Raw genomic sequence first — 21,616 nt, 5'->3', positions numbered from 1 at the left:
AATTTATTCCTGAATTCTTTCTGTCGGCGCGCGGCGCGGGCTGGTCCCGGATCGAATCCCGGGCTGGTCCCTTCGCGTCGTGCGCCTGCTCCCGTGTGCTGTGCGCGAGTGGCGCTTATGCCGCGGAAGCCGTGCCGGCCTTCTTCGCATCCATCGCCGCGGTGAAGCGGTCGAACAGATAGCCGACGTCGCTCGGACCGGGCGAGGCTTCCGGGTGACCCTGGAAGCAGAACGCCGGGCGGTCGGTCAGTTCGAAGCCCTGCAGCGTGCCGTCGAACAGCGACACGTGCGTCACGCGGGCGTTGGCCGGCAGCGAATCGGCATCGACCGCGAAGCCGTGGTTCTGCGACGTGATCACGACACGCCCGTCGCGCAGATCCTTCACCGGATGGTTCGCGCCGTGGTGGCCGGTTTTCATCTTCATCGTCTTCGCGCCGACCGCAAGGCCCATGATCTGGTGGCCGAGACAGATGCCGAAAGTCGGAATGCCGCGCTCGATGAATTCCTTCGTGGCAGCGATCGCGTAGTCGCACGGCTCCGGGTCGCCGGGACCGTTCGACAGGAACACGCCGTCCGGTGCGAGCGCCAGTGCATCGGCTGCGCTCGACTGTGCAGGCAGCACCGTGACGTGGCAGCCCCGTTCGGCCAGCATGCGCAGGATGTTGCGCTTCACGCCGTAGTCGAACGCGACGACGCGGTACTTCGGTGCGTTCTGTTTGCCGTAGCCGATGCCGAGACGCCATTCGGTCTCGGTCCATTCGTACGGCTTGTCGGCCGACACGACCTTTGCGAGATCCATCCCGGCGAGACCCGGGAACGAGCGCGCGAGTTCGATCGCCTTCGCTTCATCGGTCGAGCCCGCGACGATCGCGCCGTTCTGCGCACCCTTGTCGCGCAGCACGCGGGTCAGGCGGCGAGTGTCGATGCCGGCGATCGCGACCACGCCTTCGGCGGCGAGATAGTCGGACAGCGTGCGTTCCATCCGGAAGTTCGACGCGAGAACCGGCAGGTCGCGGATGATGAGGCCGGCGGCATGGACTTTCGTAGCTTCGACGTCTTCAGCGTTGACACCGACGTTGCCGATATGCGGATACGTCAGCGTGACGATCTGCTTTGCATAGCTGGGGTCGGTGAGAACTTCCTGGTAGCCGGTGATGGCCGTATTGAAGACGACTTCGCCAATCGTGTGACCAGGGGCGCCGATCGAATAGCCACGAAAGACCGTGCCGTCGGCGAGCGCGAGCAGAGCGGGAGAAAAAGACGGCAACACGGGAGGCTCCTTGGGGAACACCCTGTTGCCGACCTGTCTATCCGACCGTGCGGGCCGCAGCGAAGCGCATCGAGGATGATGCGCGCGCAGGCTCGCTCGCGCTGACCGCTGCCAACGTCGCAGAGGCGCGATGTAGCCGATTAAGGCTGCTCGGGCGGGTGCGGGGCGTTGACTGCGCGCGGCGGATGAACGGTATGGGAGCGGTAGGCGCTAGGGTGCGGGTTGATAAGCTCAAACCTTGGAATTATAGCCTCAAACCACCCCTTCCTTCAAATCCAGGATAGCTCAGGTTGCGGGGAGATCCGCCGGAAAGGCCGCCGGGCTTGCCGCCTGAACGTTGCCTGAAGATGCCGTACTCCCGCGGCATGGCACCGTCCAGGTGCCCAGATGAAAACGCCGTCACACATGTGACGGCGTTGGAAAAACGAGGTGTGATCGGAGCGCACTTCCATGCGATGCCCCCGCAACGCATGTGGTCACCCCCGTGGGAGCCGCTTTGCTTTACTTGCTCTTCTTCGCGTGGGCCGCGGTTTTCGGGCGGCTGGTTGCCGCGGCCTTCGACGCCTTGCTGGTCGCGCCCGAAGCAGTTGCCGTCGACTTGCCCTTGACGGCCTCAGACTTGCCGGATTTGCCGACCGGGTCCGCCACCTTGACGACGCCCGAGCGCCCACGACCATGCTTCTTATCGTAGCGCGGTTCGTCTTTGGTGTCTGCCACACGCGTACCGATCTTTTCGACGTTGCCGCCGCGCACATTCGTAGCGAGCCGCTGCGGTCCCGGCTCGCTCGGCATCACCTTGCCGACCGGCACGTGCAGCACGATCACCTGCCCCGGCGTCACGAGGTCGCGATGCGTGCGGTTCCACGCCCTCAGTTGCGACACCGACACGCCATAGCGGTCGGCGAGCGTCGACATCGACTGCTTGCGACGCACGCGGATCAGCATCTTGCGCGTGTCGGGTACGTCGGGTTCCATCGCGAGCACCGCGCTTTCGGCGACGTCCGCGCTGATGTCTTCATCAGCGTCGTCGTCACCGCGCGGCACGACGATCGTCGAACCCGGTTTCAGCCGCATGCCGGCCGGAATCTTGTTGACGCTCATCAGCGTGTCGGCATCGACACCGATCTTTTCGGCGATCGCTGCAGGCCGCGCGCGTTCGGTCACCGTGTAGGTGGTCCACGACGACAGCTGGCCGGAAAACGCCTTCAGGTTGCGCTCGAACGCGCTCGCGTTATCGAACGGCAGCAGGATCTGCGGCTGCGTCGCACCGAGAATCACCGGCTTCTTGAACGACGGGTTCAGCGAACGGAATTCGTCGAGACTCATGTTCGCGAGCTTCGCGGCTGTATCGACGTCGATATCGTGCGCCGTGGTCACCGTGACGAAGTACGGGTGGTTCGGAATCGACGGCAACGTGAGCCCGTACATCTGCGGGTTCATCACGATGTTCTTCACGGCCTGCAGCTTCGGCACGTAGTTACGCGTCTCACCCGGCATGCGCAGGCTTTGGTAATCGGTCGGCAGGCCGGCGGCCTGGTTGCGCGCGATCGCGCGCTGCACGTTGCCCTCGCCCCAGTTGTACGCGGCAAGTGCGAGGTACCAGTCGCCGAACATGTCGTGCAGCCGGGACAGGTAGTCGAGCGCGGCGCTCGTCGATGCGAGCACGTCGCGGCGCTCGTCCTGCCACATGTTCTGCTTGAGGTTGTAGGTGCGGCCCGTGCCCGGCACGAACTGCCACATGCCGGCCGCCTTCGCGACCGACAGCGCCTGCGGGTTATACGCGGATTCGATGAACGGCAGCAGCGCGAGCTCGGTCGGCATGTGCCGCGCCTCGAGCTCTTCGACGATGTGATAGAGGTACTTCTGCGACCGCTCGGTCATCCGCTGCACGTACTCGGGACGTTGCGCGTACCAGTTGGCCTGCATGTCGACGAGGTCGCTCTGCAGGTCGGGCATCTGGAAACCGCGGCGAATCCGCGCCCACAGATCGGTGTCGGCGGTCGTCAGTTGATCGACGGAGCCTTGATCGACGTTGATCGTTTCCTTGGCGGTAGCGGTCTTGCGGAGGGTGTCGGCAACAGCTTGCTGGGCGGCGGGATTGGAAGCGGCGGGGGAATTACTCGTCGTCGGTCCCTGACTCGCGCACGCGGCGAGCATCAGGACCAGCAACGCACTCAGGATAAATCGCATGAACGTCTCGGCTTCCACAGGACTGGAATTTGCAGCCGATAGTACGAAAGAGCATCGCCCCCGTCAATCGGAAATATACGAAAAACCTAGCTAAATCCGGGCCTTGGCGATTTTTTTATACTTTCTCGGTGAGCATGCCCCCACCGAAGAGCGGGTCAGCGGAACCTGTTCTTCCACTCGCGCATCAACGTGAATGCGCCCAGCCGATCCGTCACCGTTTCGTGAAGCTGCGCCGCGAGCGTCGCGTGAATCGCTTCGCTGTCGGCGCGCAAAAACGGATTGACCGCGCGTTCGTGCGCGATGGTCGTGGGCAGCGTCGGCACGTTGCGCGCGCGCAGCGCGGTCGCTTCATCGCGCCACGCCTGCAGCTCGCGGTTGCCCGGCTCGCACGCGAGCGCGAAACGGATGTTCGACAGCGTGTACTCGTGTGCGCAATGCACTTCGGTCGCGCCGGGCAATGCAGCGAGCGCGTCGAGCGACGCGAGCATCTGCACCGGCGTGCCTTCGAAGAGGCGTCCGCAACCGCACGCGAACAGCGTATCGCCGCAGAACACGTGCGGCGTGCCGCGCGGATCGGCCGCCTGGAAATACGCGATGTGACCGCTTGTGTGGCCGGGCACGTCGAGCACGTCGAATTCGAGCGCGGGCGCTGAAATGCGGACGCGGTCGCCGCCCACGAGACGCTGCGTCAGATGGTCGATTGCTTCGCCTGCGGGGCCGTACACCGGCAGCGGCGCGGACGGATCCTGGCCGTTCAGCAGATCGGCTACTCCGCCGACGTGGTCGCGATGATGGTGCGTGAGTAAAATAGCGCTCAGCCGCCAGCCGCGTTTTGCCAGATAGGCGCGAACCGGAGCGGCTTCGCCCGGATCGACAACGACGGCAGATTCGCCGTCCGACACGAGCCAGATGTAATTGTCTTCAAATGCCGGAACCGGCACGTATTCAAGCGTATTCATGGGGCGATGCATTCTTCGACATGTCTGACCGACCGATTATAGACTGGCCCGCCTGGACCGATTCGCCGCCCGGACGCTACGTGCTTGCGTGGGAGCAGGCGCAACTCGACCGCGTCGTGTCCGACGTGTTCGGCTACCACGCGCTCCAGCTCGGCCTGCCGCAACTCGATGCGCTACGTGAAAACCGCATGTCGGGTCGCGGCCTCGTGCTCGATGCGGCGAGCGGCGCGAGCGCGCCCTACGTGGTCCCGGGTGCGCAGCCGAATGGTCCGGCCGCGCCCGCCGGCCGCAGCACCGTGTGGTGCGATCTGCTCGACCTGCCGTTCGAGGCGCAGAGCGTCGACCTGATCGTGATGCCGCACACGCTCGAATTCACGAGCGACCCGCATCGTCTGCTGCGCGAAGCCGAACGCGTGCTGATGCCCGAAGGGCAACTGATCATCCTCGGCTTTAATTCGCTGTCGCTGTGGGGCGCGCGGCAGTCGGTCGGCAAGATGACCGGCCGGCCGTTCGTCCCCTCCGCCGTCGACCTGATCGCGTTCACGCGGCTGAAGGACTGGATCAAGTTGCTCGGCTTCGACCTTGAACGCGGACGCTTCGGCTGTTATCGTCCGCCCCTCGCCAGCGATCAATGGCTGTCCCGCTACGCATTCATGGAAGCCGCGGGCGACCGCTGGTGGCCGATCTTCGGCGCGGCCTACATGGTCACTGCGATCAAGCGCGTGCGCGGCATGCACCTGGTCGGTCCGTTGAAGGTCAAGAAACCCGTTCTGAAGGCAGGCCTCGCGCCAGCCGCGACACCGCATACACGCAACCCCAACACATGACATCCGAACTCATCGAAATTTTCACCGACGGCGCCTGCAAGGGAAACCCCGGGCCCGGCGGATGGGGCGCGCTGCTGCGCTTCGGCACGCAGGAAAAGGAACTGTTCGGCGGCGAAGCCGGCACGACCAACAACCGCATGGAACTGATGGGCGTGATCGCCGCGCTCGAAGCGTTGAAGCGGCCGTGTCACGCGATCGTGCACACCGATTCGCAGTACGTGCAGAAAGGCATCAGCGAGTGGATTCACGGCTGGAAAAAGAAGAACTGGATGACCGCGGCGAAGACGCCGGTCAAGAACGTGGACCTGTGGAAACGGCTCGACGCGCTCGTCCAGCAGCACGAGATCGAATGGCGCTGGGTGAAGGGCCACGCGGGGCATCCGGAAAACGAGCGCGCCGATGCACTCGCGAACCGTGGCGTCGCATCGCTTGCCGAACTGTGAGCCTGTGAGCGGTATGCCGCCCTGCTCCATCCATCCGTTTTCCGATAGAGACTAGACCGACCGACATGCGTCAAATCATCCTCGATACCGAAACGACCGGCCTGAATGCACGCACCGGCGACCGCATCATCGAAATCGGCTGCGTCGAACTGGTGAACCGCCGGCTCACAGGTAACAACCTGCACTTCTACGTGAACCCCGAACGCGACAGCGATCCGGGCGCGCTCGCGGTGCACGGCCTGACCACCGAGTTCCTGAGCGACAAGCCGAAGTTCGCGGAGATCGCCGCACCGCTGCGCGATTTCATCGCCGGTGCCGAGCTGATCATTCACAACGCGCCGTTCGACATCGGCTTCCTCGATGTGGAGTTCGCGTTGCTCGGGTTGCCGCCGGTCGGCACGCAATGCGGCGAAGTGATCGACACGCTGGTCCGCGCGAAATCGATGTTCCCCGGCAAGCGCAATTCGCTCGACGCACTGTGCGATCGCTTCGGCATCAGCAACGCGCACCGCACATTGCACGGCGCACTACTCGACTCGGAGTTGCTCGCCGAGGTGTACCTCGCGATGACGCGCGGCCAGGAAAGTCTCGTCATCGACATGATCGGCGAGAGCACGACCCGCAGCGATACGAACGCACCGCGCGTCGCACTCGATGCGCTCGACCTGCCGGTCATCGCCGCGACCGCGGACGAGACTGCCGCGCATCAAGAGGTACTCGACGGTCTCGACAAGGCAGTCAAGGGATCGAGCGTGTGGCGGCTCGTCCCCGCCGAGCCCGCCGCGAATGAACAGCCGGCTTAAAAAATGCTTTACGAAGGCTGGAGCCTCTGACATAATTCGCAGCTCTTCGGGTGGTTAGCTCAGCGGTAGAGCACTGCCTTCACACGGCAGGGGTCACTGGTTCGATCCCAGTACTACCCACCAGATTCATGGGTACGTTGGAAGCCCGAAGAAAAAAGGCCCTCAGACGAAAGTCTGAGGGCCTTTTTCTTTGTGCGGGAATTTTCCGGGAATTCGCCTTCTGTGCTGTGCAGAGCTACCGGCACGCAACCGATAACCCGCGCAAGAAAACCATCAAAGCCCTCGCTCAATCTCCCCGATCAACCGGTCAAACCATCGCCCCAGCAGCCGGTTCGACAACGAACGCGGCACCGACCACGCGATGACCTTATAGATTTCCTCACGCCGCACTTTCGACTCACGCCCAGGCACGAGCCACGCGTCGTTCGCGACGAGCAACCGCAACGTCATCAGACCGATCGCTATCGGCCAGATACACGCGAGGCGCAGCCGCATCGCAGTCGGCCGGATCGCAAACGTGTAGTCGATCGCCGCGCGATAGTGCGCGAGTGCGATACGGACGAGATCGCGCATCACGGGCCGCGCAATACGCGATGCGTTTTCGCCGAGCAGATCGGTCGGCGAGATCCGTGCATCAGCAAGTCGATCGGCGGGCAGATAGCAGCGTCCGATCCGCAGATCCTTCGCGCCGTCCCGCAGCACGTTCGTCAGTTGCAGCGCCTTGCCGAAACGGATGCCGAGCGCTGTCATTTCGTCGGCGTTGCGCTTCAGCGTGCGCGGCTGATGGACGACCGTCATCGTCGTCCAGAATTCGCCGACGCAGCCCGCGACCATGTAGGTGTAGCGATCAAGCGCGGCATCGTCGGGCAATGCAACCAGTTGCCCCGATGTCTCATCCGGAAACGTGACGAGATCGAATTCCATCCCCTTGCTCAACGTCGTCACGATGCCGCGCACCGCAGCGCGATCCGTCTCGTCGAACTGGGCAAGAATCGCGAGCGCCGGTCCGAGCGATTCGAGCAGCGTCTTCTCGCCGGAATCGGTCTGCTGACCCGCGACCTCGGTCGCGAGCGTGCGCAGCGCGGCCTCGTCGGGCGTACCCATCACCTGCTCGCGCAGCGACAACAGACATTCGAGCCGACGGGCCGGCGGCAGCAGCGACGTGTCGGCGATCGTATCGGCGGCTCGTGCGAGCAGGTAAGCCAGGCCAATCGGATCGCGCATGCCGGCAGGCAGCACGGCAAGCGTCAGATAAAACGAGCGCGATACTCTTTTCAGCAGCGGGCCGAGCAGAAGCTCGCGGGAAGCTTGGGTCATACAGAGGCCGAGTCGGTCCGGATTTCAGAGGACGTCATTGTATCCGGCGATATCGATGCGAATGATGAAACGCAGCCGTCCGGGCGCCACGCGATGACGGCTGATCGCACTCGGCCTTAAACATGGAAGTGATCACGTGTTCGAGCCCAGCGCGACCGCCGGATTGACGGATACGAGAACCCCAAAGAACAAGGCCCTCCGATGCAAAGCCGAGGGCCTGTCCTTTCACCGCATGCCGCCTCTACATCGCAGTCTCATTCGGGTTCCGCGACCTGCGGTCGCGGCCACGCCTTGGTCGCCCAGCTCATCATGAAGAACGACATGATCAGACCGATCAGAATGCCGATACCTGTCGTGCGTCCGTGCAGATAAAGCAGCACAGAAACGACCACCAGCCCCAGCGATGCAATGCCCAACCAGATCGACGGCACGCGACTTCCCACCGTGATCGTCGCGCTGCCCGTCGCTTCGACGCCGGGCCCCGTGAGCGTGCTGCGTATCTGACCGGGCAGCGGCGAAGGATCGGCGAGCGTCACGGTTCCTGCGCGCGTTCGCGTGCGACCGGAGCGCTGCCGCGCACCAGGCAGCGACAACATCATCGAGACGACCATCGCGAGCAATGCCCAGCCGAATGCCACCAACGCCATCAACGGTGTCGATGCCTTGATCTGATGCTTGAGCGTCCAGATCGCTACCGCCAGCAATACGATCGCGATGACCGAAAACATGCTGCCCACCACGATGAATGCAAAGGGCACGCGTTTGCGCTCTACTCCGTTGTTCGTCACGTTCTCCTCCTGATGGATGTCCGGCATCGATGCCTGCCGGCTGATCGGGTCACCTCACGCGAAGGTGATGCACGATGTCGCGCGCGCGGATCGTCATCTTCTCGCGGACGTCATCGCCGGACACACGTTTACCACGCGGCAGGCGATGCATTAAGGAGGCGTTTCGTAGTGGACACCGCAGGCTGCGGTCTTAAGAAGATGATTTGAACCGGTATGCGGACAGAACGAGAATCGCATCGTTGCGCAGCGCGTCGGGCAGATGACTCCCGATCAATGCGACAGGTACGCTCTTCCGGTACTACAAGCACGACAGCTACTGCATTATCAAACGCGCCAATGAACCGGCATCGCCACTCGCGATGCCGGCCATGCATTCAACAGCGCTTCATCCGCAGCACACGCGAAATCTGTCCGATCGTGAAACTGCTGTTCTGCACATACGGTGCGTAATCGACCGGCGCGGTCAGTGACTCGACGACGACGTAGTCACCGACATACTTGAAGCGATCCGTCGCCGTGCGCATGAACACCGGGATGGGATCGGTCTGGCGCGCCAGCCGTCGTCCGGCTGCTCGCGAGGCGGCGCTGCCGTCGCAGACGATCGCATCGGGTGCATGCGGGTTCAGATCCGGTCTGAGTCGGGCGGCAACGACCTTGCCGTCCTTGACGGGCAAGAACGCTTGCTTGCAACCGCCGGTGATCCTGTGAATGTCTTCGCGCGAATACTCGCGTCCTGTCTGAAACATGGTGTCGCTCCTGAGAAAGGCGTCAGCAGCAGAACTGCAACGCCAGGCGCAGGCATCGTAGCGAGCTTCGTCTCAAATGCTTGCAAAGAATGAGGCGGTTTGGGTAAACGAATCGATGAATCCATTTGCGGTCGTTTATGCGGCATTGACGACGACGCGGTGCAGGGCGATAAGCGCGACCGCGCCAGCCTGTTCGCCAGACGCAACGCTACGCTACGTCCGACGAACAGCGATAACGCACCAACACGCGACTGCGAATCCACTCACGCAAGTGCCGACACACGCACGCGCGCTGCACCCTGGTCGATACCGAGCTTCGCAGCCAGCCAGTCGCAAATGAACTCCTGACCCAACGTCGGGTTATCGACCTGGCAATGCGCCGCACCCGTTTCCGCAGGGTCGAACAGCTTCAGTTCCACGTCGACTCCGTGCGCTTTCGCGTAGTCGTAAGTGTCCGTCGCTGTCTTCAGCCCGAGCCAGTCCTCGGTGCCCTGCAAGACCAGATAAGGGATGCTGATGTTGTCGATCACGCCTTCGAGACGGAACGCTTTTGCCTTCTCCACCACCCCTTCGATCGTCTCGCGGCCGAACACCCACTTCAGATGACGCCAGATCGATCGCTCCGGCGTAGCAAGCCAGCCCTCGAACAGCGACGACATGTCGAACATCACGGAATCGGATACGGCCGCGACGAGGCGCTTCTCGAACGATGCCGCACGCGCCGCATACACTCCACCGACACTCGCGCCATACAGTGCGATCTTCGCGGGATCGATGTCAGCGCGCGTCAACAGATAGTCGACGCAGGCGCCGACCGGCACCTCGGTATCCGGACGATTCGCGAGCTTCTGACGACGCAACGTCCCGCCCTGCCCGGGCATGTCGACCAGCAGCAGCGACATCCCGCGTGTCAGCGCATGCTTGGGCATTTCGTGCAGCAGTTCGTCCTTGTATTCATCGAGCCCGCCGAACGCGATCACGACCGGCGAGCGAATGCTCTTCTCCGCGCACGGCAGAAAATACGCATCGAGATGCGTGCCGTTTTCGTATGGAATCCGGACGACCTCTCCCGCCGGCGTCAACCCGGCAAGATAGCGATGCGAACAACGCTCGACGCTGTCGAATGTATCGAGACGCCGCGGATCGTCGTGCGCAAGGTAGAACTCCGACGAGCGGTAGTAGTTCGCCGCGCGCAGCCAGTTGCTCGATGCCGTGCGAAAGCGCTGCGCTGCGAATGCGTCGTTCGCGCGCCGTTCGCTGGTCTTCGCCAGCGCCTGCCATTCGCGATACCAGCTCTCCGTGTCGCCGGGCGTCATCTTCGACGCGGCCGCGAAGCACTCGCTGATCAGGCTCGCCCCTTCCTGCGCACCGCCCAACGTGCGCGCGAACTGAAAACTCAGTTCGGATTCCGCCGGCCACTGCACCCAACCTTCTTTCTGGAACCGCCCGTACGAAGCTTGTGTCGACATGATGCTCATCCTTTTTTACATATATGTAAAAATCAGCGCGTGCGGAAGCCGTGGCTCCGCAGGCCACCAGGGAGCAGAATTCCGCTCCCGTCGACCACTTTAGTCAACTTCGAATGCACTCACAAACAATTGACTATTTCTTATTTAGACGATTGTTTTTCAATGAATTTCTTGTTACATATACGTAAATTAATGATGCGCGGTGAGCAGACCGGGCGAAGCGGCAAGGAAGACAACCGATGAACAGAAAATCGCGTGTCGCGTCGATTCTCGCGACGCTACCGGCTCCGGCCGCCAGAAAGCCTTCGTCGCGGATCCCCGCCGACGCGATCGGCCAGCGCCTGCGGCACCTGCGCAAATCGAGAGATCTGTCGCTGACGGATGCCAGCCGGCTGACGGGCGTGCCGGAAGCCACGCTGTCGCGGATCGAAACGAACAAGATGTCGCCGACGTTCGGGATGCTCTACAAGATCGTCGAGGGACTCGGCTTCGACTGGCAGGACATGCTCGTTGCGCCGTCGCGGGCGCCTTCGGCGGTCAGCATCTCGCGTCTCGACGACATTGCGTTCACCCGTCTCGCCGATATCCCCTACAGCTACTCACTACTGCATAGGGGAAATACCGGCGGCCTGATGCCACTGCTGATGCGCGTTCATGCCACCAGCGTGGAGGACGCGGGCGGACTCGCCGGACATGCCGGCATGGAGTTCTGCTACGTGCTGTCGGGAAGCCTCGAACTGAGCTTCGAGGGAAAGGAGCCGGCTACGCTGACGGCCGGGGAAAGCGTGCTCTTCGGCAGCGCGACGCCACACGCATATTTCACGCAGCAACCCGACGAAACCGAGATCCTCGTGGTCCTGATGGGTCGCGACCCGACGCTGCGTTTCTAACTCTTCCGTACCTGCGCGCCCCTTCGTGCGTGCCATCTTCCCTTCACGCTCACGGACCGCGAAGCTGCACGTCTCGCGAGCCGCGCTTATGCTTGCGAGCATGCGGCTCCCGCATCCCACACTCCCTCGCCCCTCACTCCCATCGCATTCGCACGGAAGACAATCATGGCAAAGATCGGCTTTATCGGACTCGGCATCATGGGCGCACCGATGGCGCGCAATCTGCAGGCAGGCGGCCACACGCTGTTCGCGTACAAGCGCGGCGGCGTATTGCCCGCTGAACTGAAAGACGGCGGCGCAACGTCGTGTGCGTCGCCGAAGGAAGTCGCCCAGCAGGCCGACGTCATCATCACGATGCTGCCCGACACGCCCGATGTCGAAGCCGTGCTGTTTGGCGACAACGGCATCGCCGCAGGCTTAAGCGCAGGCAAGACCGTGATCGACATGAGCTCGATCGCGCCGCTGCAAACGAAGGACTTCGCCGCGAAGATCGCGGCGCTCGGTTGCGACTATCTCGATGCGCCGGTGTCGGGCGGCGAAGTCGGCGCAAAGGCCGCATCGCTGACGATCATGGTCGGCGGCGGCGAAACCGCGTTCGAGCGCGTGAAGCCGCTGTTCGAACTGATGGGCAAGAACATCACGCTCATCGGCGACGTCGGTGCCGGGCAGACCTGCAAGGTCGCGAACCAGATCATCGTCGCGCTGACGATCGAAGCGGTCGGCGAGGCGTTGCTGTTCGCGTCGAAAGCAGGCGCGGACCCGGCGCGCGTGCGCGCGGCGTTGATGGGCGGATTCGCGTCGTCGCGGATTCTCGAAGTACATGGCGAGCGGATGATCAAGCGCACGTTCGACCCGGGCTTCCGGATCGAACTGCATCGCAAGGATCTCGGGCTCGCGCTCGAAGGCGCGAAAGCGCTCGGCGTGCCGTTGCCGCACACCGCGAGCTGTCAGCAGCTGTTCAACCTGTGCAGCGCCAATGACGCCGGCCAGCTCGACCACTCGGCGCTCGTTAAAGCACTCGAGTTGATGGCCAATCACACGGTCGCCTGAACGGCCGTCCGGCCCGGCAAGACATACGATGTCTTGCCGGGCTTCTCCGCCGTACCCTCTTCACCATCCAAGCGGCACGCCATATCCATAGGGGCTGCAGCGTAGGTCAGTTACCTTCAGGGGAAGCCCGCATTGCTGCGATTCAGCCAATGATGTACGATGACTGATGTATCGAGCACGACTCCCTCTGGCCGGCAATACGCGGGCCGCCATCCCCTTCCAGAACTGAAACGAGGCCCCCTAATGTCCGACTTGTCCCCTGCTTCGCTGACCGGCGAAATGCTGATCGGCGGCTCGGCGGTGCGCGGCAGCGGCGCACCGCTGCGTGCGCTGAATCCCGCCACCGACGCCCCGATCGACACCCCCGCGTTCCACAGCGGCACACGCGAAGACGTCGCGCGCGCCTGCTCGCTCGCCGCCGCCGCATTCGACGACTACCGCGCCGCGTCGCTCGAGACGCGCGCCCGTCTGCTCGAAACGATCGCCGACGGCATCGCCGCACTCGGCGACGCGCTGATCGAACGCGCGCATGCGGAAAGCGGTTTGCCGAAGACACGGCTCGAAGGCGAGCGCGGTCGCACGGTCGGTCAGCTGAAACTGTTTGCGTCGCTCGTGCGCGACGGCCGCTGGCTCGACGCAACGCTCGACCCGGCACTGCCCGATCGCAAGCCGCTGCCGCGTGCCGATCTGCGCAAGCAGAACGTGCCGCTCGGTCCGGTGGCCGTGTTCGGTGCGAGCAATTTTCCGCTCGCGTTTTCGGTGGCCGGCGGCGATACCGCATCGGCGCTGGCGGCAGGTTGTCCGGTGGTCGTGAAGGCGCATCGCGCGCACCTCGGCACGTCGGAGATGGTCGGTCGCGTCGTGCAGCGTGCGGTCGCGCAATGCGGCTTGCCGGAAGGCGTGTTCTCGATGATCGTCGGTGCAGGCAACGAGGTCGGTGAGGCACTGGTCGCGCATCCGGCGATCAAGGCAGTCGGCTTCACGGGCTCGCGCAACGGCGGCCTCGCGCTGGTTCGCACCGCGGCTGCACGGCCGGAGCCGATCCCCGTGTACGCGGAAATGAGCAGCATCAATCCGTTCTTCGTGTTGCCCGCTGCGCTCGCCGCACGCGGCGACGCGATCGCGCGCGGCTTCGTGGATTCGCTGTCGCTGGGTGCTGGCCAGTTCTGCACGAACCCCGGCCTCGTGATCGCGCTCGAAGGCGATGCATTGAACGCGTTCATCTCGGCGTCGCGTGACGCGCTCGCCGGCAAACCCGCGCAGACGATGCTCACGTCCGGCATTCACGCGGCGTATTGCGACGGCATCGGGCATCTGCGGGAATTGAACGGCGTGTCGCTGGCAGCAGAAGGACCGGCCGCCGCTGGACCGAACCAGGCGCAAGGTGCGCTGTTCGTGTGCGAAGCCGAGACGTTCCTCGACACAGCCGCACTCGGAGACGAAGTGTTCGGCCCGGCAGCGACGGTGATCCGTTGCCGCGACGAAGCGACGCTGCTGCGTGTCGCCGAACATCTGCAGGGACAGTTGACCGCGACGCTGCATCTCGACGTCGCGAATGCCGGCGATGCCTCACTCGCCCGCCGTCTGCTGCCGGTTCTCGAACGCAAGGCAGGACGGATTCTCGCGAACGGTTATCCGACCGGCGTCGAGGTCTGCCACGCGATGGTTCACGGCGGCCCGTTCCCGGCCACGTCGGACAGCCGCGCGACCTCCGTCGGATCGACCGCGATCGAGCGGTTCCTGCGACCGGTCTGCTATCAGGATCTGCCTGCGGAACTGCTGCCGCTGTCGCTGCGCGACGAGAATCCGCTGGAGTTGTGGCGCCTGCACGATGGCGCACTGGCGAAGCGCTAACGAACGTTAGCGCGGACGGTTAATCCGTTCTGCGACGCCATCGGCAGCCGGCCAGACATCGTTTGAGCCGCGCCGCCGATGGCGTTGTTTTTTATAAGACGTCCGACGACGCCATGTCGCTGCGCATCACGTCGATATCGACGCGTGAAGCCCGCGCGTTTAGTCGCCTGCTTTGCTGCCCTCTGCCGCCTCGTTCGCACGACGCAGCCGCTCGCGGCTTTTCGTCAAATGCGTGCGGATCGCGGCACGCGCCGCCTCCGGATCGCGTCGTGCGATCGCTTCGTAGATGTCGTCGTGTTCGTGCGCGAGTCGCGCCATGTAGTGCTCCGCATCGTCGCCGGCGATCCGCGCGGAATTGACGCGCGCTCGCGGAATCAGCGTAGCGCCGAGCTGCGACATGATGTCGACGAAATAACGGTTGCCGGTGATGCGTGCGATCTGCAGATGAAACTGGTAGTCGAGCGCGACGGTGTCGCTGCCGGCTCTTGCCGCTGCGGCAATTGCATCGAGCGAGCGTTGCAGCGTGACCAGATCGTCCTCGGTTACGCGCTGCGCAGCGAGACTTGCGCATTCGCTTTCGAGGCTGATCCGCACTTCGAGAATCGCGAGCACGTCGCGGATCGTCGTGATCGTCGCCGGGTCGATACCAACTGAACTATGCACGCGGTCCAGCACGAAACTGCCAATGCCGTGCCGCGTTTCGACGAGGCCGCTCGCCTGCATCCGCGAGATCGCCTCGCGCACCACCGTGCGGCTCACGCCCTGCGCGACCATCACTTCGGTTTCGGTCGGCAGCTTGTCGCCGGGCCGCAGCGCGCCGGCTTCGATTTGCGCAGTGAGCGCATCGACGACCTCTTGCGCGAGACTGCGTGCACGGCGGCGCGGCGCGGCGGGTAGGGTGGGCACAGACATGGCGGCGTTCGCTTGTAATAGGGTTTACGCGGGGTTTGAGCGGTCAGTCACGATTCATTATACTGCGCCAGATGTCGTCCGATGACTGATGATTTACCCGGAAATTTCGTTACCCGTATTTCCGGACATCAGGCGGCCCAGGCCGCGTCATCCATGCGGGCTTCCGACAGACACACCGCCCGGCTGCCCGTTGTCGCCGCGCACCTCAAGGAGACAGCCGGCGCCCCGGCCCGGCAACATCGACATGACCGAACCGATTACACGCGAACAGCCGCTCGACACAACCGCCCCGCCACTGCGCCGCGCGACGAAAGTCCGTTACCTGATCGTGTTCATGCTGTTCTTCGTGACCACGCTGAATTACGCGGATCGCGCGACGCTGTCGATCACCGGCACCGCGATGCAACGCTCGCTCGGCCTCTCGCCGGTCTCGATGGGCTACATTTTCTCCGCGTTCGCGTGGGCCTATGTGATCGCTCAGTTGCCCGGCGGCTGGCTGCTCGACCGCTTCGGCTCAAAGCGCACGTACGCGGTCAGCATCTTCGTGTGGTCGATTCTCACGATGATGCAGGGCTGGGTCGCCGGCCTCACCGTGGCCGCAGCCGTCGCCACGCTGTTCGTGCTGCGCTTTCTGATCGGTTTCGCCGAAGCGCCCGCCTTTCCGGGCAACAGCCGCCTCGTGTCCACCTGGTTTCCGACCGCTGAGCGCGGCACCGCATCGGCGATCTTCAATTCGGCGCAGTACTTCGCGACGGTGATGTTCGCGCCGCTGATGGGCTGGATCACGCACGCGTTCGGCTGGCCGCACGTGTTCACCGTGATGGGCATCATCGGCGTGCTGATCGCGGCACTGTGGCTGAAAACCGTCTATACGCCGAGAGAACATCCGCTCGCGAACGAACTCGAAATCCAGTACATCGAAGCAGGCGGCGGCCTCGTCGATCTCGACCGCCGACGAGACGCAAACCGCAGCGTAAGCCCCAAGGCCACGCCGCAGGTCAGAACCGGCGCGTGCATCCGCGAGATGCTGAAAAGCCGCATGCTGCTCGGCGTATTCATCGGCCAGTACTGCATCACGACGCTCACCTATTTCTTTCTCACGTGGTTTCCGATCTACCTCGTGCAGGAACGTCACATGTCGATCCTGAAGGCCGGTTTCGTCGCGGCCATTCCGGCGATCTGCGGTTTTCTCGGCGGCGTGCTCGGCGGTGTGATCTCCGATGCGCTACTGCGTCGCGGCCACTCGACCACGTTCGCGCGCAAGGTGCCGATCGTCGCCGGCATGTTGCTGTCGACCTGCATGATCGCGTGCAACTACGTCGACGCGCAGTGGATCGTCGTCGGCATCATGGCGCTCGCGTTCTTCGGCAAGGGTATCGGCGCGCTCGGCTGGGCCGTCGTCGCGGATACCGCGCCGAAACAGGCGAGCGGTCTGTGCGGCGCGCTGTTCAACACGTTCGGCAACACCGCTGGCATCACGACGCCGATCGTCATCGGCTACCTTGTGCAAGGCACCGGTTCGTTCGCCGCCGCGCTCGTGTTCGTCGGCGCGAATGCGCTGATCGCGATCGCGTGCTATCTGTTCGTCGTCGGCGAGATCAAGCGCGTCGAACTCAAGGACTCTTTGCTCCCGGCTTAATTTTCGCTTATCCGTCGTCTCCTTTTTTGCTTCCTTGCCGCCCATCATGAACGCATCCACCGTCACGCCTTCCAACGACACGCCGAAGATCACCGAGCTGCGCGTCGTCCCCGTCGCCGGCCGCGACAGCATGCTGCTGAATCTGAGCGGTGCCCACGCGCCGTTCTTCACACGCAACATCGTGATCCTGAAGGACAGCGCCGGACGCACCGGCGTCGGCGAAGTGCCGGGCGGCGAAAAGATCCGTCAGACGATCGACGATGCGCGTCCGCTTGTGGTCGGCCAGTCGATCGGCAGTTTCAACAACGTGCTGAACACCGTGCGCCGGCAATTCGCCGATCGCGACGCGGGCGGCCGCGGCCTGCAGACCTTCGACCTGCGCACGACGATTCACGCAGTGACCGCGCTCGAAGCGGCGCTGCTCGACCTGCTCGGCCAGCACCTCGACGTGCCGGTCGCCGCACTGCTCGGCGAAGGGCAGCAGCGCGAGCGCGTCGAGATGCTCGGCTACCTGTTCTATGTCGGCGATCGCAACAAGACCGACCTGCCGTACGCAAACGGCACCGACGAAGACGACTGGACGCGTCTGCGTACCGAAGTCGCGCTGAATCCCGAAGCGGTCGTCCGTCTCGCGGAAGCCGCGCATGCGCGCTATGGTTTCAACGACTTCAAGCTGAAGGGCGGCGTGCTCGCCGGCGACGAAGAAATCGAAGCGGTCACCGCGCTCGCCGAACGTTTCCCGGAAGCACGCATCACGCTCGATCCGAACGGCGCGTGGTCGCTCGCCGAAGCGATCCGCCTGTGCCGCGATCAGCACGACGTGCTCGCGTACGCGGAAGATCCGTGCGGCGCGGAGAACGGCTACTCGGGCCGCGAAGTGATGGCGGAATTCCGCCGGGCGACCGGCCTGCGCACAGCGACCAACATGATCGCAACCGACTGGCGTCAGATGGGTCACGCGATCCAGTTGCAGTCGGTCGACATTCCGCTCGCCGATCCGCACTTCTGGACCATGCAGGGCTCGGTGCGCGTCGCACAGATGTGCAACGAGTGGGGCCTCACGTGGGGCTCGCATTCGAACAACCACTTCGACATCTCGCTCGCGATGTTCACGCATGTTGCGGCTGCGGCGCCGGGCAAGATCACCGCGATCGATACGCACTGGATCTGGCAGGACGGTCAGCGTCTCACGCGCGAGCCGTTCAAGATTGTCGGCGGGATGGTCGACGTGCCGCCGCGCGGCGGCCTCGGTGTCGAGCTCGATATGGACGAGTTGGCCAAGGCGCACGAGCTGTATAAAGAACACGGCCTCGGTGCGCGCGACGACGGTATCGCGATGCAGTACCTGATCCCGAACTGGACGTTCGACAACAAGCGGCCTTGTCTCGTGCGTTGATTGGCGGGCTGTTGTTGACGCGGTTGCGATGGAGAAGCGGCCCGGAACCTTGGAGGTTTCGGGCCTCTGTCGTTTGCTGGGGTGTGCGGTGTATGACTACCCTGCCCCTGCGACTAAACCCACTTCTATACCGCGTCAGCAGGCAGCCCAATCCCACGCGCCATTCCGCTGGCAGCAAACACCATCAGCACCAGCAGCACCGCCTGCACCACACCGATACCCGCATACCGTTTCGCGCGGCTGAGGTCGGGCGTGCCGCCCTTCTTCAACACGATGCGCCAGCGGATCAAGCCGATCATCGGCGCGATTTCCAGCAACAGGATCAGCACCAGCGCGGTCATCTTCAGGTGAAAGAGCGGTTCGTGCAGGTAGTACTCCGTGCCCTTCTCATAACCGCCGAACGCACGCATCGCACCGGTCACGATCAACACAAGCGCCGAGATACCCCAACCGCTGTCCGCATGAAAAACGGGCGGTAGACCGGCGGGCGTTGAACAGTGGCGAAGCGCGACGCTACGTCGAAGGATCGACGCGAGAGCGAAGCCGTAGGCGAGCAGATGGATAGCGGCAAGCAACCAGCGAATCAGCATGGCGACTCCTTGAAAAACGCGATATGGTCGATGTAGATTTTTCAGTCGCGCGCCGTACGATGCGGCGACCTCTATTCCGAGGTTCCGTCATAAACCACAGCAAACGACGCGAGACTAGACGGTCTGGCGCAGCGTCGTATCAAGTGCACGTGCAGCCGCGCGATCGCCTTCGGTAGCCAGCGGCGCACGAAACACGCTCTGACGATTATGTCCGGCAGCGGCCGGCGAATCCCACACCAGTTCGACTCTCTGACTCCGTCGCCAGTAGAACGGACTGAATCGCGCGGCAGTGGACGAACCTACGTTTGCGGCAACCGGTGCGACGGAGGCGACAGGCTCTTCCGATGTAGCCACCGGCCCCTGCCCCGCCGGCCAGCGCACGGACAGTTCACGTGCATCGTATTGCCCGAGCTTGCGGCTCTCGGCCCAGACGATCACGGTGCGCGTCGCCGTATCAAGTGCAATCGCGTAACGACCGATCGCGAAACGACGCGCCGCGATATTCGTGCGCCACAGCGCGCGCGGCCGGCAGATCCACAACACGGCTGCATACATCGCGGGCGCGGCCACGAGCCAGCCGTTCGTCGCCGCGACCGTATTCACCGTGCGGCGCCAGCCGGCCGTCAGCACGAATGCACCGATCGACCACAGCGCAAAAACGAATCCGAGAAACGCGAAAAACCGCAGCGCCTGCCGCAGCCATTGCGGCAGCGGATGAAACGGACGCTCCGCCTGCGCACGCGCGCCGGGCAGAAAGATCAGCAGGAACAGGAACACGAGATTGATGCACGCCCACGGCGACGAAGCCATGCCCGACAACGCGCTGAGCAGGTCCATCTGCGACATCGAGAACAGCCAGCGAGCCAGGATCACGAGACCGATGGCGCGCAGCGCGAAGAGCATGCCGGCGCCGGGCGCCGCGTTCGCGCGCGTCTCTTTCGTTCTCGGCAAAGCATCCTCCTGTGTCTTCGGCAGTACCGCCCGTCTGCGGCACGGCCATTATAGGGATATTGCAACGCAAGCCCACCGTCACCGCACACGAAACGGCGGCTTTCGCGTGCGCCGCGTCGTTTCGCCCCACCTTCCGACGCGCAGATGCAACAACGCCCCGCATGCGGGGCGTTGTGAGACAGCTTTGCGGCCTGGCTGGCCGCCTGCCCGATTAACCGGCGTTGACTTCGCGCAGCACCGTACGACGCTTCTGACGCAGCAGCTCTTCGTACACGGCGACGTAGTTCTTCGCCATCACCTTCGACGAGAAACGCGCTTCGAATGCCTTGCGCACCGTTTCACGCGGCAGCGTGTGCAGACGGTTCACAGCGGCAACCGCGCTGATTTCGTCTTCGACAACGAAACCCGACACGCCGTTTTCGATCACTTCCGGCACCGAACCGCGCTTGAACGCGATCACCGGCGTGCCGCAGGCCATCGCTTCGATCATCACCAGACCGAAGGGCTCCGGCCAGTCGATCGGGAACAGCAACGCGTGCGCGCCGCCGAGGAATTCGGCCTTCTCGCCTTCGCTGATTTCGCCGATGTACTCGACGTGCGGCAGCGACATCAGCGGCTTGATGACTTCTTCATAGTAGGCACGGTCGGCCTTGTCGAGCTTCGCTGCGACCTTGAGCGGCATGCCTGCCTGCTGCGCGATGCGGATCGCGGTGTCGAGACGCTTTTCCGGCGAGATACGGCCGAGGAACGCGAGGTAGCCCGGCTTGGTGTCCTTGAGCGGCGTCAGCAGGTTTTCCGGCAGACCGTGATAAACGGTCGATGCCCAGTTCGCCTGCGGCAACGGCATGCGCTGGTTGTCGGAGATCGACACGACCGGCACGTCGTTGAACGTATTGAAGATGGGTTGCAGTTCCGGCAGGTCGAGACGGCCGTGCAGCGTGGTCAGATGCGGGACCGGCTGACGCGAGAACAGCGAGAACGGGTAGTAGTCGATGTGGAAATGCAGCACATCGAATTCGTCCGCGCGACGGCGCACTTCTTCGAGCAGCAGCATGTGCGGGGCCATCGTGTCGCGGATGGTCGGGTCGAGACGCAAGGCCTGCGGCCAGAACGCTTCGAGTTTCGCCGAAGTCTGCGAATCGCCGCTCGCGAAGAGCGTCACGTCATGCCCCTGTTCGACCAGCGCTTCGGTCAGGTACGACACCACGCGTTCGGTACCGCCATACAGCTTCGGCGGAACCGCTTCGTGCAGCGGAGCAATTTGAGCGATTCGCATAATGGAGAACTCCTCGTAAAAAAATCAGGCAAAAGTACAGCGGTTGGTAAAAGCGATTCGCTTGCTCGCTACGGCGGTATGGCCGGTGGAAGCCGGCCGGGCCTGATTCCCCGAGAAACCCTGCGATAGATCGCTTTGCAAGGACACCCACACTGGTCGACATCTGCCAGGTTGCCCATCCCGGCGTAAACGCCTGGCATGAACACCCGTTGACAAACATCCTGAAATTCGCGGCGGGCTGACCGA

19 protein-coding genes and 1 tRNA gene are annotated in these 21,616 nt (G+C 63.6%); 9 read left to right on the top strand and 11 right to left on the bottom strand.

Translation table 11 applies throughout. The annotated features are described in order from the left end of the window. Window positions 1–115 precede the first annotated feature (115 nt). The 3 genes from carA to gloB all read right to left on the bottom strand — a co-directional run bounded on the left by carA (window position 116) and on the right by gloB (window position 4,419). Complete coding sequence (gene carA / locus E1748_RS15315; RefSeq protein WP_133648055.1) at window positions 116–1,270, bottom strand: glutamine-hydrolyzing carbamoyl-phosphate synthase small subunit; 1,155 nt, start codon at window positions 1,268–1,270, stop codon at window positions 116–118. A 501-nt stretch (window positions 1,271–1,771) separates the two neighbouring features. Next, window positions 1,772–3,460 carry a transglycosylase SLT domain-containing protein gene (locus E1748_RS15310; RefSeq protein WP_133648054.1) on the bottom strand — a complete coding sequence of 563 codons (1,689 nt, stop codon included), beginning with the start codon at window positions 3,458–3,460 and terminating at the stop codon, window positions 1,772–1,774. Between the two features lie 155 nt (window positions 3,461–3,615). Then, window positions 3,616–4,419, bottom strand: a complete 804-nt coding sequence (gene gloB, locus E1748_RS15305) for a hydroxyacylglutathione hydrolase (protein ID WP_133648053.1) — start codon at window positions 4,417–4,419, stop codon at window positions 3,616–3,618. Window positions 4,420–4,439: 20 nt separating this feature from the next. On the opposite strand from gloB, the gene E1748_RS15300 reads away from it, so the two are divergent. From E1748_RS15300 to E1748_RS15285, 4 genes are all read left to right on the top strand, one after another. Then, window positions 4,440–5,246 (top strand): class I SAM-dependent methyltransferase, encoded by an 807-nt coding sequence (locus E1748_RS15300; protein WP_133648052.1) that lies wholly within the window; start codon window positions 4,440–4,442, stop codon window positions 5,244–5,246. Then, window positions 5,243–5,689: a ribonuclease HI gene (rnhA, locus tag E1748_RS15295; protein ID WP_133648051.1), complete on the top strand. Its 447-nt coding sequence runs from the start codon at window positions 5,243–5,245 to the stop codon at window positions 5,687–5,689. The genes E1748_RS15300 and rnhA overlap by 4 nt, the downstream gene beginning before the upstream one ends. Before the next feature lie 65 nt (window positions 5,690–5,754). Further along, on the top strand, window positions 5,755–6,492 hold the full coding sequence (gene dnaQ / locus E1748_RS15290) for a DNA polymerase III subunit epsilon (protein WP_133648050.1): 738 nt from the start codon (window positions 5,755–5,757) through the stop codon (window positions 6,490–6,492). Between the two features lie 48 nt (window positions 6,493–6,540). Further along, a tRNA-Val gene (locus E1748_RS15285) sits at window positions 6,541–6,615 on the top strand. Window positions 6,616–6,765: 150 nt separating this feature from the next. Here the strand turns inward: E1748_RS15285 and E1748_RS15280 are convergent. The 4 genes from E1748_RS15280 to E1748_RS15265 form a co-directional block, all read right to left on the bottom strand. Next, window positions 6,766–7,809, bottom strand: coding sequence for a phytoene/squalene synthase family protein (locus E1748_RS15280; protein ID WP_133648049.1), 1,044 nt, complete (start codon window positions 7,807–7,809; stop codon window positions 6,766–6,768). Window positions 7,810–8,063: 254 nt separating this feature from the next. After that, window positions 8,064–8,624: a hypothetical protein gene (locus tag E1748_RS15275; protein ID WP_133648048.1), complete on the bottom strand. Its 561-nt coding sequence runs from the start codon at window positions 8,622–8,624 to the stop codon at window positions 8,064–8,066. Between the two features lie 347 nt (window positions 8,625–8,971). Beyond that, a complete protein-coding gene (locus E1748_RS15270; RefSeq protein WP_133648047.1) occupies window positions 8,972–9,343 on the bottom strand; it encodes a DUF6697 family protein in 372 nt (123 codons plus the stop codon). 263 nt (window positions 9,344–9,606) lie between these two features. Continuing rightward, entirely contained in the window at window positions 9,607–10,812 is a 1,206-nt protein-coding gene (locus E1748_RS15265; protein ID WP_166653570.1) for an alpha/beta hydrolase family protein, read from the bottom strand. Between the two features lie 239 nt (window positions 10,813–11,051). Here E1748_RS15265 and E1748_RS15260 point away from each other — a divergent pair, with 239 nt between their 5' ends. From E1748_RS15260 to E1748_RS15250, 3 genes are all read left to right on the top strand, one after another. Next, a complete protein-coding gene (locus E1748_RS15260; RefSeq protein WP_133648045.1) occupies window positions 11,052–11,702 on the top strand; it encodes a helix-turn-helix domain-containing protein in 651 nt (216 codons plus the stop codon). 165 nt (window positions 11,703–11,867) lie between these two features. Beyond that, window positions 11,868–12,752, top strand: a complete 885-nt coding sequence (locus E1748_RS15255; protein WP_133648044.1) for a 2-hydroxy-3-oxopropionate reductase — start codon at window positions 11,868–11,870, stop codon at window positions 12,750–12,752. A gap of 243 nt (window positions 12,753–12,995) precedes the next feature. Next, window positions 12,996–14,606: an aldehyde dehydrogenase (NADP(+)) gene (locus E1748_RS15250; protein ID WP_133648043.1), complete on the top strand. Its 1,611-nt coding sequence runs from the start codon at window positions 12,996–12,998 to the stop codon at window positions 14,604–14,606. A gap of 159 nt (window positions 14,607–14,765) precedes the next feature. On the opposite strand, the gene E1748_RS15245 is transcribed toward E1748_RS15250, so the two are convergent. Further along, on the bottom strand, window positions 14,766–15,518 hold the full coding sequence (locus tag E1748_RS15245; protein ID WP_133648042.1) for a FadR/GntR family transcriptional regulator: 753 nt from the start codon (window positions 15,516–15,518) through the stop codon (window positions 14,766–14,768). A gap of 244 nt (window positions 15,519–15,762) precedes the next feature. Between E1748_RS15245 and E1748_RS15240 the strand changes: the two genes are divergently transcribed. Then, window positions 15,763–17,157 carry an MFS transporter gene (locus E1748_RS15240; protein WP_133648041.1) on the top strand — a complete coding sequence of 465 codons (1,395 nt, stop codon included), beginning with the start codon at window positions 15,763–15,765 and terminating at the stop codon, window positions 17,155–17,157. 46 nt (window positions 17,158–17,203) lie between these two features. After that, the gene (gene gudD / locus E1748_RS15235; protein WP_133648040.1) at window positions 17,204–18,553 is read left to right on the top strand and encodes a glucarate dehydratase; all 1,350 of its coding nucleotides are present in this window, start codon (window positions 17,204–17,206) and stop codon (window positions 18,551–18,553) included. A gap of 125 nt (window positions 18,554–18,678) precedes the next feature. On the opposite strand, the gene E1748_RS15230 is transcribed toward gudD, so the two are convergent. The 3 genes from E1748_RS15230 to E1748_RS15220 all read right to left on the bottom strand — a co-directional run bounded on the left by E1748_RS15230 (window position 18,679) and on the right by E1748_RS15220 (window position 21,370). Continuing rightward, window positions 18,679–19,143: a DUF2214 family protein gene (locus tag E1748_RS15230; protein ID WP_133648039.1), complete on the bottom strand. Its 465-nt coding sequence runs from the start codon at window positions 19,141–19,143 to the stop codon at window positions 18,679–18,681. A 114-nt stretch (window positions 19,144–19,257) separates the two neighbouring features. Further along, window positions 19,258–20,094 (bottom strand): hypothetical protein, encoded by an 837-nt coding sequence (locus E1748_RS15225; protein ID WP_133648038.1) that lies wholly within the window; start codon window positions 20,092–20,094, stop codon window positions 19,258–19,260. Between the two features lie 211 nt (window positions 20,095–20,305). Continuing rightward, on the bottom strand, window positions 20,306–21,370 hold the full coding sequence (locus E1748_RS15220) for a glycosyltransferase family 4 protein (RefSeq protein ID WP_133648037.1): 1,065 nt from the start codon (window positions 21,368–21,370) through the stop codon (window positions 20,306–20,308). Between the last annotated feature and the right edge of the window lie 246 nt (window positions 21,371–21,616).

It is taken from the genome of Paraburkholderia flava, from assembly GCF_004359985.1.
Lineage (GTDB): Bacteria > Pseudomonadota > Gammaproteobacteria > Burkholderiales > Burkholderiaceae > Paraburkholderia > Paraburkholderia flava.
The sequence above is the reverse complement of the archived record's forward strand: the minus strand, read 5'-3'. Positions and strand labels throughout refer to the sequence as shown.

Excerpts from the sequence above, each read along its gene's own strand:
- E1748_RS15310 (WP_133648054.1), bottom strand. The coding sequence starts at position 3,460 with ATGCGATTTATCCTGAGTGCGTTGCTGGTCCTGATGCTCGCCGCGTGC.
- gloB (WP_133648053.1), bottom strand. The coding sequence starts at position 4,419 with ATGAATACGCTTGAATACGTGCCGGTTCCGGCATTTGAAGACAATTAC.
- E1748_RS15300 (WP_133648052.1), top strand. The coding sequence starts at position 4,440 with ATGTCTGACCGACCGATTATAGACTGGCCCGCCTGGACCGATTCGCCG.
- rnhA (WP_133648051.1), top strand. The coding sequence starts at position 5,243 with ATGACATCCGAACTCATCGAAATTTTCACCGACGGCGCCTGCAAGGGA.
- dnaQ (WP_133648050.1), top strand. The coding sequence starts at position 5,755 with ATGCGTCAAATCATCCTCGATACCGAAACGACCGGCCTGAATGCACGC.
- E1748_RS15280 (WP_133648049.1), bottom strand. The coding sequence starts at position 7,809 with ATGACCCAAGCTTCCCGCGAGCTTCTGCTCGGCCCGCTGCTGAAAAGA.
- E1748_RS15275 (WP_133648048.1), bottom strand. The coding sequence starts at position 8,624 with ATGCCGGACATCCATCAGGAGGAGAACGTGACGAACAACGGAGTAGAG.
- E1748_RS15270 (WP_133648047.1), bottom strand. The coding sequence starts at position 9,343 with ATGTTTCAGACAGGACGCGAGTATTCGCGCGAAGACATTCACAGGATC.
- E1748_RS15265 (WP_166653570.1), bottom strand. The coding sequence starts at position 10,812 with ATGTCGACACAAGCTTCGTACGGGCGGTTCCAGAAAGAAGGTTGGGTG.
- E1748_RS15260 (WP_133648045.1), top strand. The coding sequence starts at position 11,052 with ATGAACAGAAAATCGCGTGTCGCGTCGATTCTCGCGACGCTACCGGCT.
- E1748_RS15255 (WP_133648044.1), top strand. The coding sequence starts at position 11,868 with ATGGCAAAGATCGGCTTTATCGGACTCGGCATCATGGGCGCACCGATG.
- E1748_RS15250 (WP_133648043.1), top strand. The coding sequence starts at position 12,996 with ATGTCCGACTTGTCCCCTGCTTCGCTGACCGGCGAAATGCTGATCGGC.
- E1748_RS15245 (WP_133648042.1), bottom strand. The coding sequence starts at position 15,518 with ATGTCTGTGCCCACCCTACCCGCCGCGCCGCGCCGCCGTGCACGCAGT.
- E1748_RS15240 (WP_133648041.1), top strand. The coding sequence starts at position 15,763 with ATGACCGAACCGATTACACGCGAACAGCCGCTCGACACAACCGCCCCG.
- gudD (WP_133648040.1), top strand. The coding sequence starts at position 17,204 with ATGAACGCATCCACCGTCACGCCTTCCAACGACACGCCGAAGATCACC.
- E1748_RS15230 (WP_133648039.1), bottom strand. The coding sequence starts at position 19,143 with ATGCTGATTCGCTGGTTGCTTGCCGCTATCCATCTGCTCGCCTACGGC.
- E1748_RS15220 (WP_133648037.1), bottom strand. The coding sequence starts at position 21,370 with ATGCGAATCGCTCAAATTGCTCCGCTGCACGAAGCGGTTCCGCCGAAG.